The following is a 22021-nucleotide window of genomic DNA, read 5'->3' on the forward strand; positions in this document are numbered from 1 at the left end:
GTGGTGGTGTCGGTGACGCACCGGCTCGGTCTGTTGGGGTTCCTGGACCTGCGTGAACTGGGTGAGGCGGGGTCTGCGAACGCGGGTCTGCTCGATCTCGTCGCCGCGCTGGAGTGGGTGCAGCGCAACATCGCGGCCTTCGGTGGTGATCCGGCGCGGGTCACGATCTGCGGTCAGTCCGGTGGTGGTGGCAAGGTGGCGGCGCTGAATGCGATGCCTGCGGCTCGGGACCTGTTCGCGCGGTCGATCATGATGAGCGGTCCGTTCGGGCGGTCGCATCCTCCGGAGGAGACGGCGAAGCTCCGTGAGCGGGTGATGAAGGCAGTCGGGCTGGAGTCGGTCGACGAGCTGCGGGCGGCGTCGGTGGAGACGCTCCTGGACGCGCAGTCGGCGGCGCAGCGAGAGGTGGCCTCGATGACGGGGAGCGGCGCCCGCAGTCTGGAGCTGGATTCCGCGCTGGGTTTCGGTCCGTCACTGGATCCGGTGGATCTGCCGGTGAACTCGTTCAGGGAGGAGGCGACAGAGGGGGTTCGGGGAAAGCAGCTGCTGCTCGGCTGGACGTCCCACGACGCGTCGACTCTGCTGGTAGCAGACCCGACCTTCGTTGCCGACATGTCTGCGGCGGAGGCCGCATCCCGGGTCGACGCGTTCGCGGAGGTCGACGGCGTCACGTACGCGGAACTGTCGGCGCAGTATCCCCATGAGCCGCCCCATCTGCTCTTCGGCAGAAGGATGACCACGCTCGTGTACGAGAATCCCACCCGGAGGATCGCCGATCTCGCGGCGGCGAAGGCAGACGGCGTCTGGGCGTACGAGTTCGCGCAGCCCACCGAGGTCCTGGACGGATTGCTGGGCGCGACCCACTCGATGGACATCTCCTTCGCGTTCGGTACGGTCGACCGCATTCCGCTGACCGGACGCTCCCTCGAGCGACACGCCGTATCGCGGGACATGATGCGCGCGTGGGCGTCGTTCGCGCACCACGGCGACCCCGGATGGGCACCCTGGGACACCACGGGTGGGATTCACCGTTTCGGAACTCCGATCGGTCCGGACTCACGGCTTCCGGAGGATGTGGACATGGGCGCTCCACTGACGATAGCTGTCCGGCAGAAGTCAGCATGACCTCCCGGCGAATCGGTGCGAACCGCGGCGGTCCGTTCCGGTATCGGCGACTTAACGCGGTGAGGCTCCGCCGTTCACTCGGCATGTGCCACTACCTCAAGCGTGCCCATGCACTCGACGTCCGCGGTCGGGCGGTCGTCACCTTCGCAATCATGGTGGCTCGGATTCTGGTGAGCTCACGGTCTCCTTCGGCGTCAGCGGATACGAGTTTCTCGACAGGTCAGGTCTGCGCTCGAGTCAGCCTGTGACAGACGAAGAACCGATTTCCGTTTCACCTCAACAGGATTGGTGCATCACTCGGATGCCGGAAGTCAAGGCGGATTCAACCGGTCGTCGCAACACCCCTGACCAGGAGGTGTGCATGGGGCGACCGGCCGGATGGTTGAAAGAGCTGACGGGTCGATCGGCGATGATCTCACCGGGTGCGCCGGCAACTCGGCGCAGCATCGAACGCGAGTTCTGGAGAAAGATCGCGGAGGGACTGTCCTCGGAGGACGCGGCCGAATCGGTGGGTGTGTCGTCGGCGGTGGGGAGCCGTTGGTTCCGCCAAGGTGGCGGGATGTCGACGATCGAACTGACCGAACCCGGTGGGCGGTACCTGTCGTTTTCCGAGCGGGAGGAGATCGCGGTCCTGCGGGCGCAGGACGTCGGTGTGCGGGAAATCGCGCGCAGGCTCGGTCGCGCCCCGTCCACGATCTCACGTGAACTGCGGCGCAATGTCGCTACCCGCAGCGGCATGCTCGAGTACCGGGCGTCGGTCGCTCAGTGGAAGGCCGAGCTGATGGCCCGACGGCCCAAGACCGCGAAGATGGTGGCGAACCCGCTTCTGCGCGACTATGTTCAGGACCGGCTGAGCGGTGTCATCCGAGGTCCGGACGGTGCGATCGTGACCGGTCCGGTGGTGCCGGAATGGAAGGGCCGACGCAAGCCGCATCGGCAGGACCGGCGGTGGTCGACCGCGTGGAGCCCGGAACAGATCTCACATCGACTTCTCATCGATTTTCCGGAGGATGAGTCCATGCGTATCAGCCATGAGGCGATCTACCAGTCGTTGTACATCGAGGGCAGGGGTGCGCTGAAGCGGGAGCTGGTGACATGCCTGCGCACCGGTCGGGCACTGCGGGTGCCCTGAGCCCGATCACGGAACAAGGCACAGGGGCATGTCACCGCGGACGTGGTGATCAGCGAGCGTCCCGCCGAAGCCGAGGATCGTGCTGTTCCAGGGCATTGGGAATCTCAATGATGTTGTCAAGCCGCCTGAGCGGCCGGTGGAGGCGTCGCTGTCCACGTCCGGTTCTCCCGCAACAGCGCCCACAACACATCGATACGGCGTCGAGCCAGCGCGATGACCGCCTGGGTGTGGGTGGCGCCACGGGCACGCTTTTTGAGGTAGTAGTCGCGGTTCGGGCCGGCACGCATCATGCTGGTCTGCGCCGAAAGATAGAACACGTGACGTAGTGGCCGGCTGTACCGCAACGGGCGGTGCAGATTGCCGGTGCGCCGACCGGAGTCGTTCGGCACCGGCACGAGCCCAGCCGCCGCGGCAAGATGACCGGCGGTCGGAAATGCTCGCAGATCCCCGGCACCGACCAGTAGTGCGGCGCCGAGGAACGGCCCGAATCCCGGCATCGACTCGATGATCTCGGCGTGCGGATGCTGCGTGAACTCGTGGTGGATCTTCTCGTCCAGCGCCTTGACTCGATCGTCGAGAGCAAGGATCGCCGCGGCGAGTTCGGAGACGATCGTTGCGGTGAGCTCTTGTCCGGGCAGCACGATCGACTGTGCTTCGGCTGCGGTGAGCGCCCGGTCTGCCACATCGTCGGCACCGCGCACCTTCCGGTGCCGCAACCACTGCGTCAGCCGGGCACGGCCGAGGCGCCGGATCCGCTCGGGACTGGCGTATCGGGTGAGCAGCACCAGCGCTCCCTTATGAGCGGAGTAGTCGAATGCCCGCTCCAGGCTCGGAAACACACTGGTCAACAGGTCACGTAGCCGGTTGATCATCCGGACGCGATCGGCGATCAGATCCGCCCGATGCCCGGTCAACACGGCGAGGTTACGCACCAGATCGGTGTCGGTATCGATCACCGTCAGATCCCGGCGCAGCCGAGCGGTCTCGGCAATCACGTAGGCGTCCTTGGCGTCGGTTTTTCCTTCGCCGGTGTACCCGGCGCTCATCGCTGCCACCACCCGACCCGATGCATAGCGGACCGTGTGACCGGCCCGAGCCAGCACGCCGAGGAGCAGCGCCGACGGGGCGCCGATGATGTCGACCGCCCAGATCAGCTGCTGCGCCAGCGAACCTGCTCGCTCCACGAACGCGACGAGGTCGGTTTCGTCGTTGGCGAGCTTGACCGATGACAAGGTGCGCCCGTCGCCGTCGATGATGCACGCCCAGTGATGGCTCTTGCCGACATCGATGCCGATCCATGCCTTGTCCCGAACTACCGTCATGGGTGTCTCCGTCCGTCGACCCGGTGCTGACAGTCGCCCCGTGGAACACCCCGCCGACGCATCCGTAACCAGCGACCGAGCGCAGATCTCAATCAGCGGTCGAGGCGTCCCGGAGGACCGGGCGGAAATTCCCAATCAGCGACCACAGCGCAAGGCGATCTCAGCCACACCCGGCCCTCCCGGGCCACCAACAGTCTTACGGAGGGCGATCTCATGATCGGTACCGGCCGGTCCGCGATCGGAACCCTCGTCGAGCGCAGCAGCCGATCGACGATCCTCGTCCACCTACCCCGTCTGGAGGGCTGGGGCGAGAAGCCACCCGTGAAGAGCGGCCCGTCCCTCGGTGGCTACGGCGCCGTCGCGATGAACGCTGCGCTGAAGGCATCGATGACGACGCTGCCGGAGCAACTCCACAAAACCCTGACCTGGGACCGCGGGAAGGAACTGTCCGGCCATGCCCAGTTCGCTGTCGAGACCGGCACGAGAGTGTTCTTCGCCGACCCGCACTCGCCCTGGCAGCGACCGACGAACGAGAACACGAATGGCATGTTGCGCCAGTACTTCCCGAAGGGGACCGACCTGTCCCGCTGGACCGCCGAGGACCTCAAGGCAGTAGCGCTGGCTGTCAACAACCGACCACGAAAAGTGCTGGATTGGAAGACCCCGGCTGAAGTATTTACCGAGCAGCTACAGTTGCTCGAACAACGCGGTGTTGCATCGACCGGTTGAATCCGCCCAATACACTTCACTGGCGTTCACCGAGACTCTGGTCGAGTCGGGGATCGCCGGTTCCATCGGCAGTGTCGGCGACGCCCTCGACAATGCCCTCATGGAATCGACGATCGGGCTCTACAAAACCGAGCTGATCGATCCGGCCCGATCCTGGTCCGGCCGAGCCGAGGTCGAGCGGGAGACCGCCGAGTGGGTCCGCTGGTTCAACGCGGACCGGTTGCATTCGTCGATCGACTATCTCCCGCCGATCGAGTACGAGACGCGCTACCGTGAACAGCGCCCCATCGTCGCCTCGATCCTCGAGGTGGCCTGAACGAAGTCTCTACCGCATTCAGGATGCTTCTATATCTGTCAAGCGTTGCCGAGATTCGGGTGAGCTGCGGAGAGGGTTCGGAAGAGTTGCCTGGTGACGTAGCGTTTGAGGCATCGCATGATCTCCATCGTCGTGCGACCCTCGGCTCGTCGGCGGGCAACGTAGGCTCTGGTGTCGGAATCTTTTCTCATCCGGACGATCACGATGGTGGTTAGTGCGCGGTTCAGTCGACGGTCTCCGCCCCGGTTGAGTCTGTGGCGCACCGTGTTCCCCGATGATGCAGGAATTGGGCAGGTGCCGGCGAGGGCGGCGAATGCAGCCTCGCTACGGACACGTCCCGCGTGTGACCAGGCGATGAGAACGGATGCCGCGACCACCGCACCAACTCCCTTGAGTGCAGACAGCTCCGGCGCGGTGGTCTTCACAGCGGCGTCGAGACTCTTGCGGTTGCCCTGCAACTCGCTGTCGAGCGCCTTGATTCTGCCCGCCAGACGGACCGCTTCGGCTCGGCACGTTTGCAGCGTGCTGCTCTCACCTCGCGTGCGCCAGGATGCGATTGTCGTTATTTGAGTGCTGGTCAATGACGTTCGTGCATCCACACCGAGCTCAACAGTGCGTACCAATGCGGTCAGGGCGTTGATCGCTCGGGTGCGTTCGCACGTCATCTGTTCCCTGGCCACGACGAGAACCCGCATCGCCACACGCGGGCCTTCGGTCCGCGGTCTGCGGAGTCGATCGATCTCGACGGCCAGCACCGATCGCGCAATGCGGACGGAATCGAGAGCATCGGTCTTACCCACTCCCCGTCGATCTGCGGCAGCCATCGCTGCAGGTTCGACCACCGGCAACCCCGCAGCGAGCACACGGTCAGCCAAGCCGGCCCCGTACGAGCCGATACCTTCGACTACGACCAATGACGGTCGGGACGCGGCGCGGCGTGTGATCCACGCACGCGCGCGGTCCAGCCCCGCAGGGTTCGCGGGAAAGCTCACTTGCGCATCGACGGCGCCGGTTGCCGTCGTGATGATCGACAAGGTGTGGCTTGCGGCGTGGGTGTCGACTCCGATGACTAACTCGTACTGATCTGCAACGATGGTCATTGCGGCGGGTTGTCCTTTCCCATAGGCGGCGTCGCGTGTCGGCGTCGGCCCGGAAAGAGCACTTCGAGGCAGGCCTGTAACGGGCCACGACCCGAGGCAACGGGTCGGGCAGGCTTCTGATCAAGCCACCGAAGCAAGACCGGGTCGGCGTCGCCGCCACGACCAGTGGACAGATCCCGGGAAGTGCATCCCATCAGGAGCAACACGATTCATGAGTCACACCGATCCCGGCGACGACACCGATCCTGTCAGCTAGCCGCGGGCTGGCCAACACAAACACTTACAGACGATTCACACCCCACGATCGCGGAGCGTGGACGGACGCCGCGCAGTCGCCCGTAGGCCACAGCCCGGGGACACCGGCAGCGGATCCTGCAGTCCATCGTGGTGGTTGGGCAGGATCAGGCCATGGCACCGACCCGATCTGAGCACCGTCGAACCTCCCGAGGCCTGCCTGGCGCTGCCGTCTACCGTGTCGGCTACCCACCGACCTTGTGGAGTGAACACTGTGGGAGTTCGCCGCCGACGGGCGCTTCACCGGCCGCTGGGATGATCCGGCGGGGGTGTGGCGAACCCTGTACGTCGGCGCGACCCGCCTGGCCTGTTACCTCGAGGTCCTCGCCTACACGCGCACGAGCGAGAAGCTCAGCGCCGCGCTCGACGAGATCGTCGACGATGACGGAGGCGATTCCCCACCATCGCGCCGGGCCGTGTCCCGAGGTCGCGGATGTCGACCAGGGGGCACCGGCAGCGATGCCATCGATGGGTGGTTCGTCGTGCCCGGGGACGCCGCGTCGGAGGCGACCTTGCGGACCACGTTCCGGCCCCACGAGGTCCGGCACGGTCTCCTCGACCTAAACACGGCGGTGATCCGCGATGGCCACCCGCGCCTCACCCAGCGATCTCTCAGTGGGTCAACACCCTCTCCGACCCGGACGGTGAGCCGGTGGCCGGCATCTGGGTGTAGGACTCGATTACTGACGCCAATTCGCTAGGAGTTGCGCCGTGCATGATGACTCCGTCGACCCCGAGGTCGAACTGGTGACGAACCTTCTGTGCGCACTGTCGGGCACTGCCGGCAGCGGCGCAGTCCAACCATTCGGCGGGCAGAACGGCGCGTAGGCGTTCGAGCTGTTCGGGAGTGGCGACGGCATCGGCCCAACCGTCGAGTTCGTTGACTACCTTCGAAGCTCGGAATTTCTCAAGCGAAGCGGGATCCCATTGATTCGTCGAGACCAGAAGGTCGCCGTACACCTGAAGGTAGGTTGCCAGACGTCCTACCGTTTTCTTGACGAATGCCTGTTCTCCGACGTCCTCGACGACGGTGGCGTAACAGGACCAGATCTTGACACTGTCAGGATCTCGTCCCGCGCGTTCTGCTGCTTCCTTGATTGTCTTCACGCACCGTTCGACGGTTTCGTCGGCGAAGAAAGTGTGAAGAACAACCACATCGAAGGCTCGGCCTGCCAAGGCGAGAGTGGCGGGACCGAACGCGGTGGTACCGAGACGGATCTCCTCATTGAAGTCCGGTCCGAGAGCGAGCTTGGGAAAGCGACCCAGTGGACCTTCGTAGTCCACGATTGTCTCGCCCCTCCACAACCGACGCATCAGGTGTGCGAATTCCTCCATCTGTGCCGTCGTCGTTTGGTTGAGTCCCATGGAGGCAATCTGAGGGCGCAGGCCTCGGCCGATTCCCAGGGTGAAGCGTCCGTTCGTCAGGCGATGCATCGTCGTAGCGAAGGCCGCGGTCACCAGAGGATGGCGAGTGTTGATGTTCGTCGCAGCGGTGGTGATATCGATTGTGCGAGTTGCGGCTCCGGCTGCACCTGATAGGGCGCACGCTTCCTTGACGTTGAATCGTTCCGAGATGAAGGCATTGCCGAGTCCCAGCTCCTCGGCCAACCGGAGTTCCTCTAGCATGTCCGCTGGTGATTCGATATGTCCGGCAAGGGTGTAGAAACCGAGAGCTTCCACTCCCTTGGTAACTCTGTCGTTCTGCTCAGGCATCGGATTCCTCCTCGGTGACACCGATAGCTGCCAGGCCTTTGCGGTCGCGTGCATGTTCGACAGCGTTGATGACCATGGAAACGAACAGTTCGTCTCCACGTTCGGATCTCTCAACCAGCATCGCCGCTGCTACGCCGATGATGAGATTTGCAAATGTGGCGGCCGCGTAATCACTGGTGAGTTGCTCGAGCGAATAGTCCTTCACGCCGAGCTCGACCAATCTCGTGTGGTAGCCGCGCAGTAGTTCGTCCTCGTGTGTGCGGCGCGTGGTGATGTCGAGCGCACCACCGATGAAGTAGGCAACGTCGATGGCGGCGGGGCCGAGGATCACCGTTTGCCAATCGACCACTGCCAGCGTTCCCTCTTCGCCCTGTACGTCGAACAAGATGTTGTCGGGTCGAAAATCGCCGTGCTGAATGGTGTAGGGCGCCTGGCGCAGTCGGGCATAGTATCGGTCGATGTTTGCCACGAACTTGCCGGCGAACTCGAGGTCGTCAGCGGCGATGCGGGCTTCGTAGCGTTTCACGAATCCGTCGAACCAGACGGGCATCATCTCCTCGAACCGCTTCCAGTAGGTCTCCGAGATGTCCAGCCAGCCGAGACCCCGGAGCTCGTCTCCGCCCCAGTAGGGGGCGTGGAAGCCGGCTGCCTGCTCCAGCGCGCGTGCGGTCTCTTGGACTGTGCACCCGACGAGCTGATTTCCGGCGCGGGCAGGAGTGAGGTCCTCGAGGAGGAGGATGAACTCGGTGTCGTTGGAGTCGATCTCCGAGTAGTAGCAATGTGGGATGCGTGCATGCAGATGGTGAGCGATTTGCTCGTAGAAACGAACCTCTCGCAGGTAGTTCAGTTCACTACGGCCGGCGCTTCGGCTCTGCTCCGAATCCGATGTGAACTTCGCGACGAGAGATGTGGGTGTTTGCGCGGTGGTGGGTTGGGTGTACGTCAAGGACACGCGGTAACTGTCGGCAACTTGACCAGTGCCGATCCGCGTGAGATCGATGCCTTCTAGGCGGTTCGTCGACTCGGAATCGAGTCCGAGTGCTTTGTGGATCCATGAGGAAGTGAGGTCGCTGGCGTGCATGGAGTCTCCTGGGTGCAGGTGCTTGAGAGAACCCGAACTGTGAACTTGTAGTCACAAAGCGTGTGTGGTCGATCACATTAGACGCAGGCGGGGTGCGCGTCAACTGCCCCTGCGTCGACCGCTATAGGCGGCAGTTGGCTAGCGGAAGGGGGACGTGTCCTGAGGCTGCGCAACTCCCAAAATATCTCGAAAACCGAGCCTTTGGCTTCTGTGCAAAGGCAGGATCGCGCTACAGCCGGGAGATGACGCCATGCTTGAGCTCATATGGACTAATCGATGCCTTTATGCGAACATCCAGTCACTAAATATCGTGTGACCTCCCGCCCTGTCGTGAGATTGTGCTGCTGCAGATACGTAGCGCAGCTTGTTGCCGTGAGTCGGGTGCGCTGCACCTTCTTCCGCGAGGCGAGGCGGTTTTTTGCCGCGGGACCGAACGTGATTTTTGGGGGCTCAGTTTGCGAAACATTCGTCGAGGAGGCAAGTGACAGTGACTGGTTCTCGAGTACAGACATCGGTGCTCGTGGGAGTCGAGCAACTGTTCGGTGTTTTTCGTGATGCGGGTCTTGTGCGCCGACCGGACGAGTTAGGGGACATCCTTGTCGAGCCGATCGGAACAGGGCAGATGGCCGACACTGTGCGCTGTCGGTTTCAGGATGCCATGGCCTCCGGCCTACCGTCCTCGTGTGTCGTCAAGCTGCCGATTCGTGAAGGGCAGACAGCCGAAACGGCCAGACATGCAGCGGTGTATGAGCGTGAACTGCGATTCTACGAGAAGCTCCGTCCGGAGTTGCCTGGGCTGAGGTGCCCGAAGTTCTACGGCACCTTCGATATCGGGACCAGCCTGCACTCGTTCTGGAGGATGTCCAGAGTGCTTCACAAGGTGACCAGATCATCGGTGGCACGAGGAACCAAGCCGTCCTTGCGGTCACCCAACTGGCCAAACTTCAGGGGCGCTGGTGGAACGACGACGAGTTCGGAGCGCAGCAGTGGCTGCAGCGACGTGCCGGCGCCCCCATCCCCGATCGGCAACGCCGGTACCTCGCCAGCTGGGAGAAGGTCAAGGACTGGGTGCTCGACGACCTCGTTCCCGGCGCCGCTGAGATCATCGAAGAGTTCGGCGAGCACTGCGATTCGTGGTCCCAGGCATACGATGGACCGTTGACCCTTGCGCATCATGACTTCCGGCTTGACAACATGCTTTTCGGAAGAGGAGAGATCTGGGTGCTCGACTGGCAGACCCTGGGATGGGGACCGCCGGCGTGGGATCTGGCGTACTTCATGGGGTCTTCGATGCCGATCGAGAAGCGCCGGCAGTTCGAAGCGACTCTTGTCGAACTGCACGCGAGACAACTACGTGAGAGATGGATCGGCTCGTGGTCCGATGCGACCGCATGGGACCACTACCGACAGATGGCGTACAGCACATTCCTACTGACCGTGCCCGCCGCTGGTGAACTCCGCTCGGAAACGCGTGCGCGAAAAATGTTCATCGCGATGTGGAATCGCGCAGCAGCAATGGTACAAGACCTCGACTCACGCGAATTCTTAGCTGCCACTTGAATTGAGGAGACGCTGTGCTCAGCACGTATGACGACTATCCGATCCATCAAACTTCGTCGCCGGTTCTACACCCAGCGAACGGAGACGCCGCCTTCTACGAGCGCTACTACGCCACAGCGTTCGCGCCCGATGCGTCGGCGCATCTGGGGTTCGGCCTGAGCATCTACCCTAATACGGGAATCATAGATGCGGCGCTGAGCGTTTCACGGGACGGCGTCCAGGACTCGGTATTCGCCTCGACGAAGACGATCGACGAGCAACGAACCCCGCAGGTCGGACCCCTGCGCCTCGAGGTGATCGAGCCTCTGCGCCGGTTCCAGGTGGTGCTGGAGGAGACGGATGGTCTTGCGGCCGATCTGATCTTCACGGCGGAGAGCGCTCCGTTGGCGGAGCAACGGTTGATCCGGACGAGAGGGGCATCGACGGCGTCGGACCGCTCACGATTCGTGCAGTTCGGCTCGTGGCACGGATGGCTGACACTGCACGGGATCCGGTCCGAGATCTCGAGCTGGCACGGCGTGCGAGACCGTTCCTGGGGCATCCGCCGGCAAGCGACAGCTGAAGACATGATGAACAGCGCAGTCAAACCGATCTACGCCGTGTGGAGCGTCTTGCACTTTCCTGACTCGTTCCTTCAGACCACGGTTCATGAAGCGCCTGATGGCGTAAGCCATGTGCGTCTGGCTATGAGTGCCCCGCGTGTGCACCCCCAGGAAGTCGAGCCGAACAGCGAGGTGTGCCGTACCGATGACGTACGGGTCGATATCGACTATGTCCCAGGGACCCGTCGCCCGTCGAACGCTTCCATCAAAGTCGGACCCCGCGGGCCGATGGACTTCACTGTCGAGGTCGAACCGCGGTCCGTGTTCCAGATGAAGGGTCTGGGTTACTACCATCCGCAACGCGGGCAGGGTCGAGATCATGGACGCGAATCCGTGCTCCGCGAGCAATGGAGAATCGCAGACCTCGATCCGATAGCGCGGGAAAACGTCCATGCACAACAACTCTGCGTGGTAAGACGCTCGGACGGCATCGAAGGCATCGGCATCTTCGAACACATTGCGATGGGACCACACCTCCCGTCGTCGCTTCCCGATGGCCTGGCGCCTCCCACGAAGAGCTGACAACCGGACAATCGTGTCGATGACCCGAACCANGACGGTCCGCGAAAGGCTGTCTCGCGTCTCAGAACTCGACTCGCAAAGTGGGGCTGGTTGGCCTCGCCTGGCATCCGAGGATGTAACCGTCGGCGACGTCGTCGGGGTCGAGCGCTTCAGTGTTGCCCGGGTTCACGGTGCCCTCGACGAGGGTGCAGGCACAGGAACCGCATTCTCCTTCGCGGCAGGAATAGGGGGCATCGATGCCGGCATTGACCATGACGTCGATCAAGGTGGCATCGGCGGGCCAGTCCAAGGTGTGAGTATCTCCGTCGAGCGTGACGTCGACCGTGGAGGCGTTTGGGTCCGTGGTCGCCAGTTGTGCGATGGGAGCGAAGGGGTCGCCGTCGAGGGAGCGGAATTCCTCGATGTGGATACTGTGTCGGTCGTATCCGCAGGTGACGAGGGTGTTCTTGACCAACGACATGAACGGGGCCGGACCGCAGATGAATACCTCACCGTCGACCGTGTCAGCGGTGAAGGACGCGATGCTGTCCTTGGTGGGCAGGCCGTGCTCGTCCTCGAGTCGGTGCTCGATAGTGAGGCGGTGCGGGTAACGCTGTGCCAGTTCGGTCAATTCGGTGTCGAAGATGATCGAATCCCGGTCGCGGTTGGCGTAGTACAACGCAATTGTGCCGGTCGAGGTGGCCAGCGCGGACTTGAGGATCGACATCACCGGAGTGATTCCACTGCCGGCTGCGAACAGCCGAAGGGGGCCGTCGAGCCGATCGGGTACGAACGTTCCGGAGGGCGGAAGCAGGTGGAGGGTGTCCCCGGCGGTGATGTGATCGCAGAGCCAGTTCGACCCGTAACCGTCGGCGGTGCGTTTGACAGTGATCTTGATGTACTGGTCTGTCGCGGGGGTGCTGGCGATCGAGTAACACCGCGCGACGGAACCGGTTCGCTCACTGGGAATACGGACGGTGACGAACTGCCCCGGCTTGTAGGTGAATCGTTCGGTCAGCTCGGCCGGGACGTCCAGGACGAACGAACAGGCGTCGGGTGTTTCCTGAATTACCTGTCGCACACCGACGGTGTGTCCGAGGAGTTCGGGCGCGAGAGAGGTCATGGTGGTTCCTTCGGCTGGCACTACCGCGGGAGGTAGTGCTGTCGAGTTACGACTCGAGCGCGGCGGCGGAGCGCGAGTCGAGTTGGGTGTCCTTGATGGCGGGCGGTAGAGATCGATACCAGAATTCGCCGAGGGCACGGCCGAGCTCGTCGATACGTTCCCGTCGGGGGGTTGAGGCGGGTAGGCCGACGTGCACGTACGCCATCTGCTCGGTCATGCACCCTAGGGCTTCGGCCAGGAGATCGAAGTCGGTGTCGCCGATCTCTCCGCGGTCGTAGAGTCGCTGGAGCCAGCGTCGTGTGCGAGCGACGAAGTCTCCGCGCAATTGCAGCCACAGCTGCTGGAAGCCCTCGTTGGCGCTGGCTGCGGCGGCTTCGCGCAACAAACGCAGGATGTGCCGGTGGCGGGAGTAGGCGTGCAGGTACGTGATGTTGACGTCGATCAGGGCCTCGAGTTCGCCGCTGCTGTTGGTTCGCCGACCGGTAGCTTCGGCGAGCTCCTGCAGACCAGTGTGCAACGCTGCCAGGAACACGTCGTCGAGGTCGTTGAAATGTCGGTAGAAGTTGCCTTGTGCGGTCTTGGCGCGATGCGTGATATCGGAAATGCGGGTACGGGTGTAGCCGTATTCGCTGAAGCATTCGATTGCCGCTTGCACGATGCGTTCGCGAGTGGCCTCACCGCGCTTGTTCGGCCTTTTGCCGCTGCTGGTACCGCGGTCGGTCAACCCCGCGTGGGTGTAGGCCTCGGTGAGTGTGCGTGGTTCGCTGCGGCCTGGCGGAGTGGTAGCGGCCATCGTTGCTTCCTCGTCTTCCCGATTGTGAACAGGTCATCGCGTCTGTGATGGACCCGCGCGCAGATCCTAGGCGCGCTCCTGATCCGTGTTGGTCAAAGGGGCGAGTGGGTGTTCGGCCGGCACCGGGCCGGGCAGGTAGCTCAGCAGTTCGTCGAGGTGCTCGTCCCGGGCGCCGGAGTGGTCGGTGTTCAGCGCATCACCGTCGTAGACGGTTCCGGAGGCGCCGTCGACGGTAACCACGCGTCCGGCCAGCGCCGTCATCGTGCCTGCTCCGGCGCCGACCACACAAGGAAGACCGATCTCGCGGCACACCAGCGCTGCATGGGAGGTGCTGCCGCCGAGTTCGGTGACCACGGCGACGGACTCGAACATTGCGGGCACGTCGTCGGGAGCTGTCGACGGCCGGACCAGGACGACCGGTGTGCCGGCCTCGGCGAGGGTGCGTGCTTCGTCGACATCGGTGACGGCGTGCCCGACCGCGGCACCCGGGCCTGCTCCGATACCGGATGCGAGTACCAGGTGGTGCTCGTGCACACCGTGATTGTCGGCCAGCGCGGCTGCCTGCTCCGGCGAGATACGGGCGAGGGCCTCCTTGGGCTCGATGACGCCTTCTCGCACCAGATCGACCGCGATACGCACAGCTGCGCGAGGAGACCGCTTGCCGGCGCGGCACTGCAGGACATACAGGCGGCCACTTTCGACCGTGAATTCGATGTCCACCAGGTCGCGGTGTTCATGCTCGAGGATCGTGGCAACCTGTTCGAGTTGCGGATAGATCTCCGGCAGGATTTCGGAGACTGTGGGAAGCGGGGACGGGGTCTTTTCGCCGGAGACGACGTCTTCGCCTTGTGCTCGGCTCAGCCACTCGCCGTAGAGCGTGTTCTCGCCGGTGGCGGGGTTGCGGCTGAACATCACGCCGGTGCCGGAGTGCTCGTCACGGTTGCCGAAGACCATGGCCTGCACCGTTACTGCGGTCCCGGCCCCACTGCCGAGGTTGTGGCGGGCGCGGTAGGCCTTGACTCGGTCGTTGGTCCACGAGTCGAATACCGCGCCGATCGCAGCCCGCAGCTGTTCGAATGGATCGGCCGGTGGTTCGGCGGTGGGATCGCCGGCGACGATGGAGGCGTAACTGTGCCGGAACCGCTGCCAGGTGTCGTCGGCCCACTGCCGGTCGCCGGTTTCGTCGGCGAGGACCCGGCAGAGCTGGGGGGTCAGGCCGAGGTTGAGGACGGTGTCCATCATGCCGGGCATGGATTGGGCAGCACCCGAGCGCACGGAGACCAGCAGAGGCGACGGTCCTGCCCCGAAGGTACGTCCGGTGTCGGCTTCGAGCCGGTGCAACTGCTCGAGGACGTCCTGCCAGATCGGTTCGGGCAGGGCCCGGCCGTTGTCGTGGTAGATCGCGCACACGTGGGTCGGCAATGCGAAGGCGGGAGGAACGGGCAGTCCCATCGCCTGCATCTTGTTGACGCTGTATGCCTTGCCGCCGAGCAGGTCTCGGCTGCCGGGGAAGGTGCCGTCGAGGAAGATCACATCGGACACGGCAGTCACCGGTGAGGTCGGCGCGGAGGAAGTCATGGTGTGAGTCCTTCGAATACGGGGGAATTGGCGGCGGCGCGCGTGGCGTACAGGCCGCCTTCGACGGGGATGTCGATGCCGTTGAGCCAGGACGCGGCGGGGGAGAGCGCGAACGCGACGACTGCCGCGATCTCGTGGGGGTATCCGTGTCGGCCCACGGCGGCCTGGGATCGTTGCATCGCTTCGGTGCCCATGCTGACCTCGAAGTCGGCGAGGATGGGTGTTTCGACGGGGCCGGGGCTGACGGACACTGCGCGGATTCCGCGCCCGGTCAGTTTCGCGGCGAGGAGTTGGGTCCAGTCGACGAGTGCCCGTTTGGAGGTGTCATAGGCGGCGGGGCCGTCGAGCGGATGTGCGCGCAGCCAGTGTTCCAACGCTTCGATGTCCCGTACTCGCAGAAGTTCGTCGATCGCTTCGGGGGATTGGGTATTGCGATTGGCTGCAACCGAAGCGACGTTGACGATGGCGGAACCGCCGGCCATCCGCGGGAGCAGCGTCTCGGTCAATCGGCGGGCGCCGAGCAGATTGACGGCAAGTACCGTCTGCGCCGGAACGGTGCCGGGTACCCCCGCGACGTTCGCCAGTGCTGCGATCACCGTGGGCAGTTCTGCTGCTGCGGCATCGATCGACGCCGGGTCGGAAAGATCGCACTCGACGGTGTGGACACCGTCGAGCGGGCAGCTACGGCGATCCAGCCCGATGACCGGTGTGCCGGCCCGGTGCAGTTGTTCGGCCACGGCGAGACCGATCCCGGAGCCGGCTCCGGTGACGACGACGGGGGCGTTCATGCCATCACCGCCGTGACATCGGTGAACTCTTCGATTCCCAGGGCACCGAGTTCGCGGCCGTAGCCGGAATTCTTGACTCCGCCGAACGGCACCGCGGGGCGTGTGCGGGTGCGTACGCCGTTGATCTTGACCTGGCCGACGTCGAGGTGGCTCGCGACGGCGCGGGCCCGGTCGGTATCACCGGACCAGACTTCCGCGGACAGTCCGTACGCGCTGTCGTTGGCGATCCGTACGGCGTCGTCGATGTCGGTGTAGGTCTGCAGTGCGATCACGGGACCGAAGATCTCTTCTCGGACGGCCCGGGCGTTCTCATCCAGGCCGGTGATGACGGTCGGCTCGACGAAGAAACCGGTGGCCGATCCGTCGTAGGGCTTGCCCGTCCCGGTGAGTAGTTCTCCGCCTGCGTCGACGGCGCCGGCGACATAGTCGAGGACTTGGTCTCGTTGGCGGGCGGAGGCCAGTGGTCCTTGCTTGGTCGCCGGATTGGTGGGATCGCCGAGGGTGTGCTCGGCGACCGCAGTGCGGATGAGGTCGGTGACCTCGGCGACCAGAGACTGCGGCACCAGAAGACGTGTGGGGGCATTGCAGGCCTGACCGGAGTTGACCAGACCGGAAGCGATGGAGCCGGGAATTGCCGTGGGCAGGTCTGCATCCGGCAGGATCACGGCGGGGGACTTGCCGCCGAGTTCCAGGGTGCAGCGGGTCAATGCTTGCCCGGCGAGCGCGGCAACGGCGCGGCCGGCGGTGACGCTGCCGGTGAACGACATGTGTGCCAGGGTGTCGTGTCCGGCCAGCGCCGAACCGGTGGTCGGCCCGACGCCGGTGACGAGGTTGAACGCGCCGGTGGGCAGTCCTGCCTCGAGGAACAGTCCCGCCAGCATCTCGGCGTCGTAGGGGGTCATCTCCGATGCCTTGAGCACCACGGTCGAACCGGCGGCCAGGGTGGCGGACACTTTGGCGACGATCTGGTGGACGGGCATGTTCCACGGGGTGATGGCGCCGACGACGCCGCTGCCGCGGCGCAGCAGGGTGGCACCGTCGATGTCGGTATTCCAGTCGAGGGTGCGTGCTGCTCGGGCGGTGGCGCGTAGCACCGCGGCCGGCAGTTCGGCCTGTGTGACACGCGCCAGGGAGATCGGCATGCCCATCTCCCGGGTCACCACCGCGGCGATCGTTTCCGCGTCGCGTTCGAGCAGGTCTGCGGTCCGCTCGAGGACGGCGGCGCGTTCGTCGACGTCGGTGCGGCACCACAACCGGTGGGCCGCTTGGGCGGAGCGCACCGCGGAGTCCACGAGTTCGGCTCCGGCATCGGCGACCTGTCCGATGGCCGTCTCGGTGAAGGGGTCGATCACCTCGACCACTGGTCCTGGGGGAGTGGACCATTGACCGTCGATCAGGCAACGGGCAGGGGCGAAGGTATCAGCCATGGGTCTGCTCCAGGGTTACCGGCAGGGTCTTGATGCCCCGGAAGAAGTTGCTCTGCAGTCGTTTCGGTTCGCCGATCACCGAGATGTCGATGCCGCGCTCGACGAGTTTGGTGAAGAACAGCTTGGCTTCGAGGCGGGCGAGGTTGGCGCCGAGGCAGGCATGTTCACCCCAGCCGAATCCCACGTGCTCGTTGGGGAATCGGTCCGGTCGGAAGACGTGGGGGTCGTCGAAGGCGCGTTCGTCGCGGTTGGCCGAGCAGAACCACATGACGACCTTGTCGCCGGCTTTGATGGTCTTGCCGTGCATCTCGACGTCTCGGGTGGCGGTGCGGCGCATCGACAGCACCGGGGAGACCCAGCGCACCATCTCCTCGACGGCGGTGCGGATCTTGCCGGGATTTTCGCGGAGCATCTGCCACCACTGGGGGTTCTCGTGCAACGCGAGCACACCACCGGAGAGCAGATTGCGGGTGGTTTCGTTTCCGGCGACCATCAGGATGAGGTAGTAGGCGTCGAGGTAGCCGCGGGAGAGGGGAACGCCGTCGATTTCGGCGGCGGTCAGGATGCTGACCAGGTCATCGGCGGGGCAGGCTCGGCGCTGTTGCTCGAGGCCTCGGAAGTAGGTGAAGACTTCGTCGCGGGCGCGCACCGCCGTTTCGGGTCCCTCGGAATAGTCGGGGTCCTCCGAGGCCATCTGGTTGGTCCAGCGCAGCAGGTGTGGGCAGTCCTCGAGGGGGGCGCCGAGCAGGCGGCCGATCATCACCAGCGGGAGCTGGGAGGAGATTTCGGCGACGAAGTCGAGCGGACCTGCGCCGACGGTCTTGTCGAGTAATTCGTCGATGACGGCTTCGATGTCCGGGGTCAGGTTCTTGACCTTCGCGGGACGGACGGAGGGGGTGACAATTTTGCGCAACGGCCCGTGTTCCGGGGGATCGACGTGGTGAATGCTGCGGGCTCCCTCGCCTTCGGCCCGGCGGCTGGCGATTTGAGTGCCTTCGGTGACGGTGAAGGTGGCGTAGTCGGAGGCGACGGCCTTGACATCGGCATAGCGGGTGACCGACCAGAAACCGGGACCGTCCGGTTCGGCGTTCCAGTGCAACGGATCGTGGTCGCGGAGGTCTTTGAAGATCTCGTCGGCGTATCCGGTTGCGAAAGGTTGCAGGTTCATCAGGTCGATGTCGCTGCTGGTGGTCATGTGGATACCTCCCGTGGCCGAGGTCACGTGGTTTGTGACGACAACTTCACTAAACCACAAGTCGAGCAGTTTGAGAACACCCCTTGTAAGACTATGAATCCACTTGTAGCCTGAGATCAATATGTGACGAATCGTTCGCAAAAGAGGCCCCGTGTATCCACCCACCATCGCAGCCGAGCACCCAGACTCGCTCGCCTTCGTCATGGCCGGCTCGGGTGCGTCGCTGACGTACCGCCAGCTCGACGAGCAATCCAATCAGCTCGCCCACCTGTTACGCACGCGCGGCGTGCGTACCGGGGACAGTGTCGTACTCATGATGGAGAACCGCATCGAATGGCCCGTGGTCGTGGCCGCCGGAATGCGCTCCGGACTGTTCGTGACCCCGGTCAACTGGCACCTGACTGCAGGAGAGCTGTCGGCGATCCTCGAGGAGGCGGCACCGGCCGTAGTGGTCACCAGCGCGATGCTCGCGGACACCGTGGCCACCGCCTTGCCCGCCGGGCACGACACAGTGGTGTTGTGTACAGACCCCGGCACCGACTTTGAACATGTAGCCGCAGCGCTCGCGGAACACCCGCGCACTCCGATCGCCGACGAGCGCTTCGGTGCCCGCGTGCTCTACAGCGGCGGCACCACCGGTAGGCCCAAAGCGTTTCGGCAGAAGCTCCTCGATGTCCATCCCTCGCAGGCACCGGTGCGGCACGCGGGGCTTGCCGCCGAGTTGGGTATCGGCGGCACGACGGTACTGCTCTCACCCGCGCCGAACTATCACGCTGCCCCCTTCACCTTCCAGCTGATGACCATGGCAGCCGGCGGAACGGTCGTGTGCATGGAGCGGTTCGATCCTGCTGCTGCCCTGGAGGCCATCAGGGTGCATGGAGTCACCCACTCGCAATGGGTCCCAACCATGCTGCTGCGCATGTTGCGCCTACCCGAGCGGGACTCGATCGAACTCTCACCCACCCACACGACGGCGGTCACTTCCGGCGCTCCCTGCCCGGTGGACGTCAAAGACCGGATCAACCAGTGGTGGGGACCCATCTTGCACGAGTACTACGGCGCCTCCGAGGGCTACGGGCACACCTACATCTCCGCTCGGGAGTCTGCCGAGCGCCCCGGCTCTGTCGGCCGTCCCCTGGGCGGGACCCAGGTTCATATCACCGACGACGACGGAAATCCGCTCGGACCCGATGAAATCGGGCGGGTCTGGTTCGAACCGCCGACGTCGAATGCCTACGTCAACGACCGGGACGCTACCGCGCCCAGCACCTGGAAGAGTATGGGCGATCGGGGATACCTCGACGAGGACGGATATCTCTACCTCGTCGGCCGCGAGAGCTTCATGATCATCTCCGGCGGGGTCAACATTTACCCGGAAGAGGTCGAAGCGGCGCTCTTGCGTCACCCCGCAGTCGCCGACGCCGCAGTATTCGGCGTTCCGGATCCGGAATTCGGCGAACAGGTCAAGGCCGTGGTGGAGCTGCACGAGAACGTGCCTGCAGACGACGACACCGTCGCCGCCCTGATCGATCACTGCAAGAGCGTGCTGGCAGCCTACAAGGCACCGAAATCGATCGACTTCGTCGACGATCTTCCCCGCCTCCCGACAGGAAAACTCAACAAGAAAGCACTTCGCTCGCTGTATCTGGTCGGTTCCTAATCACGGACTCGTATCGTGCCGACCGGCCACCACCTTCGATCACCAGGAGCTTCGAGATGGTCCACACCCAACATCAGCCGTCGACGTTCGACATCGTTCACTCGCTGCGCGTGAAAGGGCTGGCCAACGACGCTGTTCTAAGCGCTCTGTCCGGGGTGCCCGTCGGCGATCTGCCGGAGTTGCTGACTTCCTTGGTCGAACAGGGTCTCGTCGTGCGCAGGGAAGGTCGCATGGCCGGTTCGATGCTCACGCCCGCCGGTAAGGAAGAACACCGCCGGCTCCTCGCTGAGAACGACGAGACCCGTTCGGCGGCGGATGCCCTCGACGAGTTCTATGCTGTCTTCCTGCCGGTCAATTCCGAGTTCAAGCAGGTGTGCCAGCGCTGGCAGATGCGCAGTGACGACCAGCCCAACGATCACACCGACGCGGCATACGACGCGCAGATCATCGAACAGCTCGCCACCACCGACGCGGCGCTGCGTCCGCCGCTGCAGCAACTGGCGGAATCTCTGCCTCGGTTCGGTCGATACCTACCGCGATTGTCCGCTGCGCTCGAGCGGATCCGTGGCGGGGACAACGCCGCGTTCGCCCGCCCGCTCTATGACAGCTACCACGACATCTGGATGGAACTGCACGAAGATCTCATCCTGAGTTCGGGCCGCGTCCGTGGGGCGGCGGACGAAGGCTGAGCTGCTACGAGAAGGTGCGGGGTCGGTCCGGCAAGGGACTGACCCCGCACCTTCTCGTTCACCGGAAGAGGGATACCTCGAAGACGCCGCGTGCNGCGGTCGGCAGGGGCGATGGACGGTGCTGGCTGCGGGCGCCGCGCCGGAGCGGCCGTCCGGCAGACCCTTCGCCTGCGCGGCCGAGCACACCGATCAGATCTCGAGTGCCGATGCGATGGGCAAACCGGCTTCGAGATAGGCGGCGACATCCGGAATCGGCTCGAGCGCATCGATTGTCCCGAGTGCACTGACCGCGACGTAACTGTCCCGGACCAGCGCAGAATCGGTATCGGTCCCCAGGCGTTCGGTATTGGCGTAGCGCAGCAGCCGGATCACATCCGGGCCCTTGTCGAAGGACAATCCGAGAAGACCTCGTGATGCCAGGGGGGCCATACGCACGCCCTTCACCTCGCTGAGGTCGACATCCGGCACGTTGATGTTGAGCACGGTCCGCGGCGCGCTGCGATCGATCATCCATCGCACAGCTTCTACCGCGATCGTGGCGGCGGTGTCGAAGCGGTGGTCGGGGGGAAATCCGCAGCTGACCGCAAGGCCGCGCACGTTGAACCCCGCTGCGCTCAGCGCTGAGGCCACCGTGCTCGAATACATGATCATCTTGCCCGTGTTGTGACCGGGGTTGATTCCGCTGACGACCAGTTCCGGTGGTGGTCCGAAGATGCCGGCGCAGGCACAGAACACGGCGAAGGCCGGAGGTGCCTCGAGGCTGATCGCCGGGACGTTCGGAAGTGCATCGAAGTTGCGCTGGGTGTATGCAATCTCAGCACCGTGTTCGAGTGTCCCGAGCGATGAGCCGCTTCCGCTGTACTCGACGTCCGGTGCCGCGATCATCAGTTCGTGTCCGTCTGCGGCGAGGGCCTGAGCCAGCGCATGCAACCCCGGCGCGTCGATCCCGTCATCGTTGGTCACCAAAATGCGCATCCGAGCGCTCTCCTTCCCGCCGACCTCCGCGCTCGGACGTCAGCAATCGGCACTGCCAAGATTGTGACTGACCGTTCACACTTTTGTCCATACCCGCTCGTCCGTCGGGTTTCGGGAATGATGCGGGATGGCCCGCAAGCGCTGGAGGTCATGAAGGAAAGAATCGGGGTGAGTGCGGGTCATGCCGCTTCCGGTTGCAGGCGCCTGCATTGCGCAGCGCGGTATCGGTGTGCGTACTCGCAACATCGAACGTCTTGACATCGTGATTCGACTCACATAAGAATGTGAATACTGAGTCGCTAAAAGTTGAGGTCGGCA

Annotated in this window: 16 protein-coding genes and 3 pseudogenes; 8 read left to right on the top strand and 11 right to left on the bottom strand. The window is 64.2% G+C overall.

Translation table 11 applies throughout. The features are described from left to right. Together ACLBYD_RS22500 and ACLBYD_RS22505 are read left to right on the top strand one after the other, a co-directional pair. Positions 1–1125: carboxylesterase family protein (locus tag ACLBYD_RS22500; RefSeq protein WP_447818203.1), on the top strand; the 1125-nt coding region annotated here is incomplete at its 5' end. Positions 1126–1486: 361 nt separating this feature from the next. Beyond that, positions 1487–2359 (top strand): annotated as a pseudogene (locus ACLBYD_RS22505) (transposase); the annotation flags it as partial. A 14-nt stretch (positions 2360–2373) separates the two neighbouring features. Here the strand turns inward: ACLBYD_RS22505 and ACLBYD_RS22510 are convergent. Beyond that, positions 2374–3579, bottom strand: a complete 1206-nt coding sequence (locus ACLBYD_RS22510) for an IS110 family transposase (RefSeq protein WP_447818204.1) — start codon at positions 3577–3579, stop codon at positions 2374–2376. Between the two features lie 198 nt (positions 3580–3777). On the opposite strand from ACLBYD_RS22510, the pseudogene ACLBYD_RS22515 reads away from it, so the two are divergent. Both ACLBYD_RS22515 and ACLBYD_RS22520 read left to right on the top strand, forming a co-directional pair. Then, positions 3778–4308, top strand: a pseudogene (locus ACLBYD_RS22515) (IS30 family transposase); the annotation flags it as partial. A gap of 4 nt (positions 4309–4312) precedes the next feature. Continuing rightward, positions 4313–4624 (top strand): annotated as a pseudogene (locus ACLBYD_RS22520) (transposase); the annotation flags it as partial. Positions 4625–4662: 38 nt separating this feature from the next. Here the strand turns inward: ACLBYD_RS22520 and ACLBYD_RS22525 are convergent. The 3 genes from ACLBYD_RS22525 to ACLBYD_RS22535 all read right to left on the bottom strand — a co-directional run bounded on the left by ACLBYD_RS22525 (position 4663) and on the right by ACLBYD_RS22535 (position 8812). Further along, positions 4663–5724, bottom strand: coding sequence for an IS110 family transposase (locus tag ACLBYD_RS22525; RefSeq protein WP_447818205.1), 1062 nt, complete (start codon positions 5722–5724; stop codon positions 4663–4665). 906 nt (positions 5725–6630) lie between these two features. After that, positions 6631–7731, bottom strand: a complete 1101-nt coding sequence (locus ACLBYD_RS22530) for a TIGR03857 family LLM class F420-dependent oxidoreductase (RefSeq protein ID WP_447818206.1) — start codon at positions 7729–7731, stop codon at positions 6631–6633. After that, positions 7724–8812: a phosphotransferase gene (locus ACLBYD_RS22535; RefSeq protein ID WP_447818207.1), complete on the bottom strand. Its 1089-nt coding sequence runs from the start codon at positions 8810–8812 to the stop codon at positions 7724–7726. The genes ACLBYD_RS22530 and ACLBYD_RS22535 overlap by 8 nt, the downstream gene beginning before the upstream one ends. Positions 8813–9613: 801 nt before the next feature. Between ACLBYD_RS22535 and ACLBYD_RS22540 the strand changes: the two genes are divergently transcribed. Beyond that, positions 9614–10372, top strand: coding sequence for a phosphotransferase family protein (locus ACLBYD_RS22540; protein WP_447818208.1), 759 nt, complete (start codon positions 9614–9616; stop codon positions 10370–10372). Between the two features lie 14 nt (positions 10373–10386). After that, positions 10387–11496, top strand: coding sequence for a hypothetical protein (locus ACLBYD_RS22545; RefSeq protein ID WP_447818209.1), 1110 nt, complete (start codon positions 10387–10389; stop codon positions 11494–11496). A 61-nt stretch (positions 11497–11557) separates the two neighbouring features. Here ACLBYD_RS22545 and ACLBYD_RS22550 read toward each other — a convergent pair whose 3' ends face one another. The 6 genes from ACLBYD_RS22550 to ACLBYD_RS22575 form a co-directional block, all read right to left on the bottom strand. After that, entirely contained in the window at positions 11558–12598 is a 1041-nt protein-coding gene (locus tag ACLBYD_RS22550; RefSeq protein WP_447818210.1) for a 2Fe-2S iron-sulfur cluster-binding protein, read from the bottom strand. Positions 12599–12644: 46 nt separating this feature from the next. Next, positions 12645–13391, bottom strand: coding sequence for a TetR/AcrR family transcriptional regulator (locus tag ACLBYD_RS22555; RefSeq protein WP_447818211.1), 747 nt, complete (start codon positions 13389–13391; stop codon positions 12645–12647). 66 nt (positions 13392–13457) lie between these two features. After that, positions 13458–14969, bottom strand: coding sequence for a pyruvate, phosphate dikinase (locus tag ACLBYD_RS22560; protein WP_447818212.1), 1512 nt, complete (start codon positions 14967–14969; stop codon positions 13458–13460). Further along, positions 14966–15757 carry a coniferyl-alcohol dehydrogenase gene (locus ACLBYD_RS22565; protein ID WP_447818213.1) on the bottom strand — a complete coding sequence of 264 codons (792 nt, stop codon included), beginning with the start codon at positions 15755–15757 and terminating at the stop codon, positions 14966–14968. Before ACLBYD_RS22565 ends, ACLBYD_RS22560 begins: the two co-directional genes overlap by 4 nt. Further along, positions 15754–17184: an aldehyde dehydrogenase family protein gene (locus ACLBYD_RS22570; RefSeq protein WP_447818214.1), complete on the bottom strand. Its 1431-nt coding sequence runs from the start codon at positions 17182–17184 to the stop codon at positions 15754–15756. The genes ACLBYD_RS22565 and ACLBYD_RS22570 overlap by 4 nt, the downstream gene beginning before the upstream one ends. Beyond that, positions 17177–18379, bottom strand: coding sequence for a cytochrome P450 (locus tag ACLBYD_RS22575; RefSeq protein WP_447818215.1), 1203 nt, complete (start codon positions 18377–18379; stop codon positions 17177–17179). The genes ACLBYD_RS22570 and ACLBYD_RS22575 overlap by 8 nt, the downstream gene beginning before the upstream one ends. 151 nt (positions 18380–18530) lie before the next feature. Here ACLBYD_RS22575 and ACLBYD_RS22580 point away from each other — a divergent pair, with 151 nt between their 5' ends. Both ACLBYD_RS22580 and ACLBYD_RS22585 read left to right on the top strand, forming a co-directional pair. Then, positions 18531–20039: an AMP-binding protein gene (locus ACLBYD_RS22580; RefSeq protein WP_447818216.1), complete on the top strand. Its 1509-nt coding sequence runs from the start codon at positions 18531–18533 to the stop codon at positions 20037–20039. Positions 20040–20269: 230 nt separating this feature from the next. Continuing rightward, positions 20270–20728 (top strand): MarR family transcriptional regulator, encoded by a 459-nt coding sequence (locus ACLBYD_RS22585; RefSeq protein WP_447818217.1) that lies wholly within the window; start codon positions 20270–20272, stop codon positions 20726–20728. A gap of 189 nt (positions 20729–20917) precedes the next feature. Here ACLBYD_RS22585 and surE read toward each other — a convergent pair whose 3' ends face one another. After that, positions 20918–21703: a 5'/3'-nucleotidase SurE gene (gene surE, locus ACLBYD_RS22590; RefSeq protein WP_447818218.1), complete on the bottom strand. Its 786-nt coding sequence runs from the start codon at positions 21701–21703 to the stop codon at positions 20918–20920. Between the last annotated feature and the right edge of the window lie 318 nt (positions 21704–22021).

The organism is Rhodococcus sp. C26F, assembly GCF_053345925.1.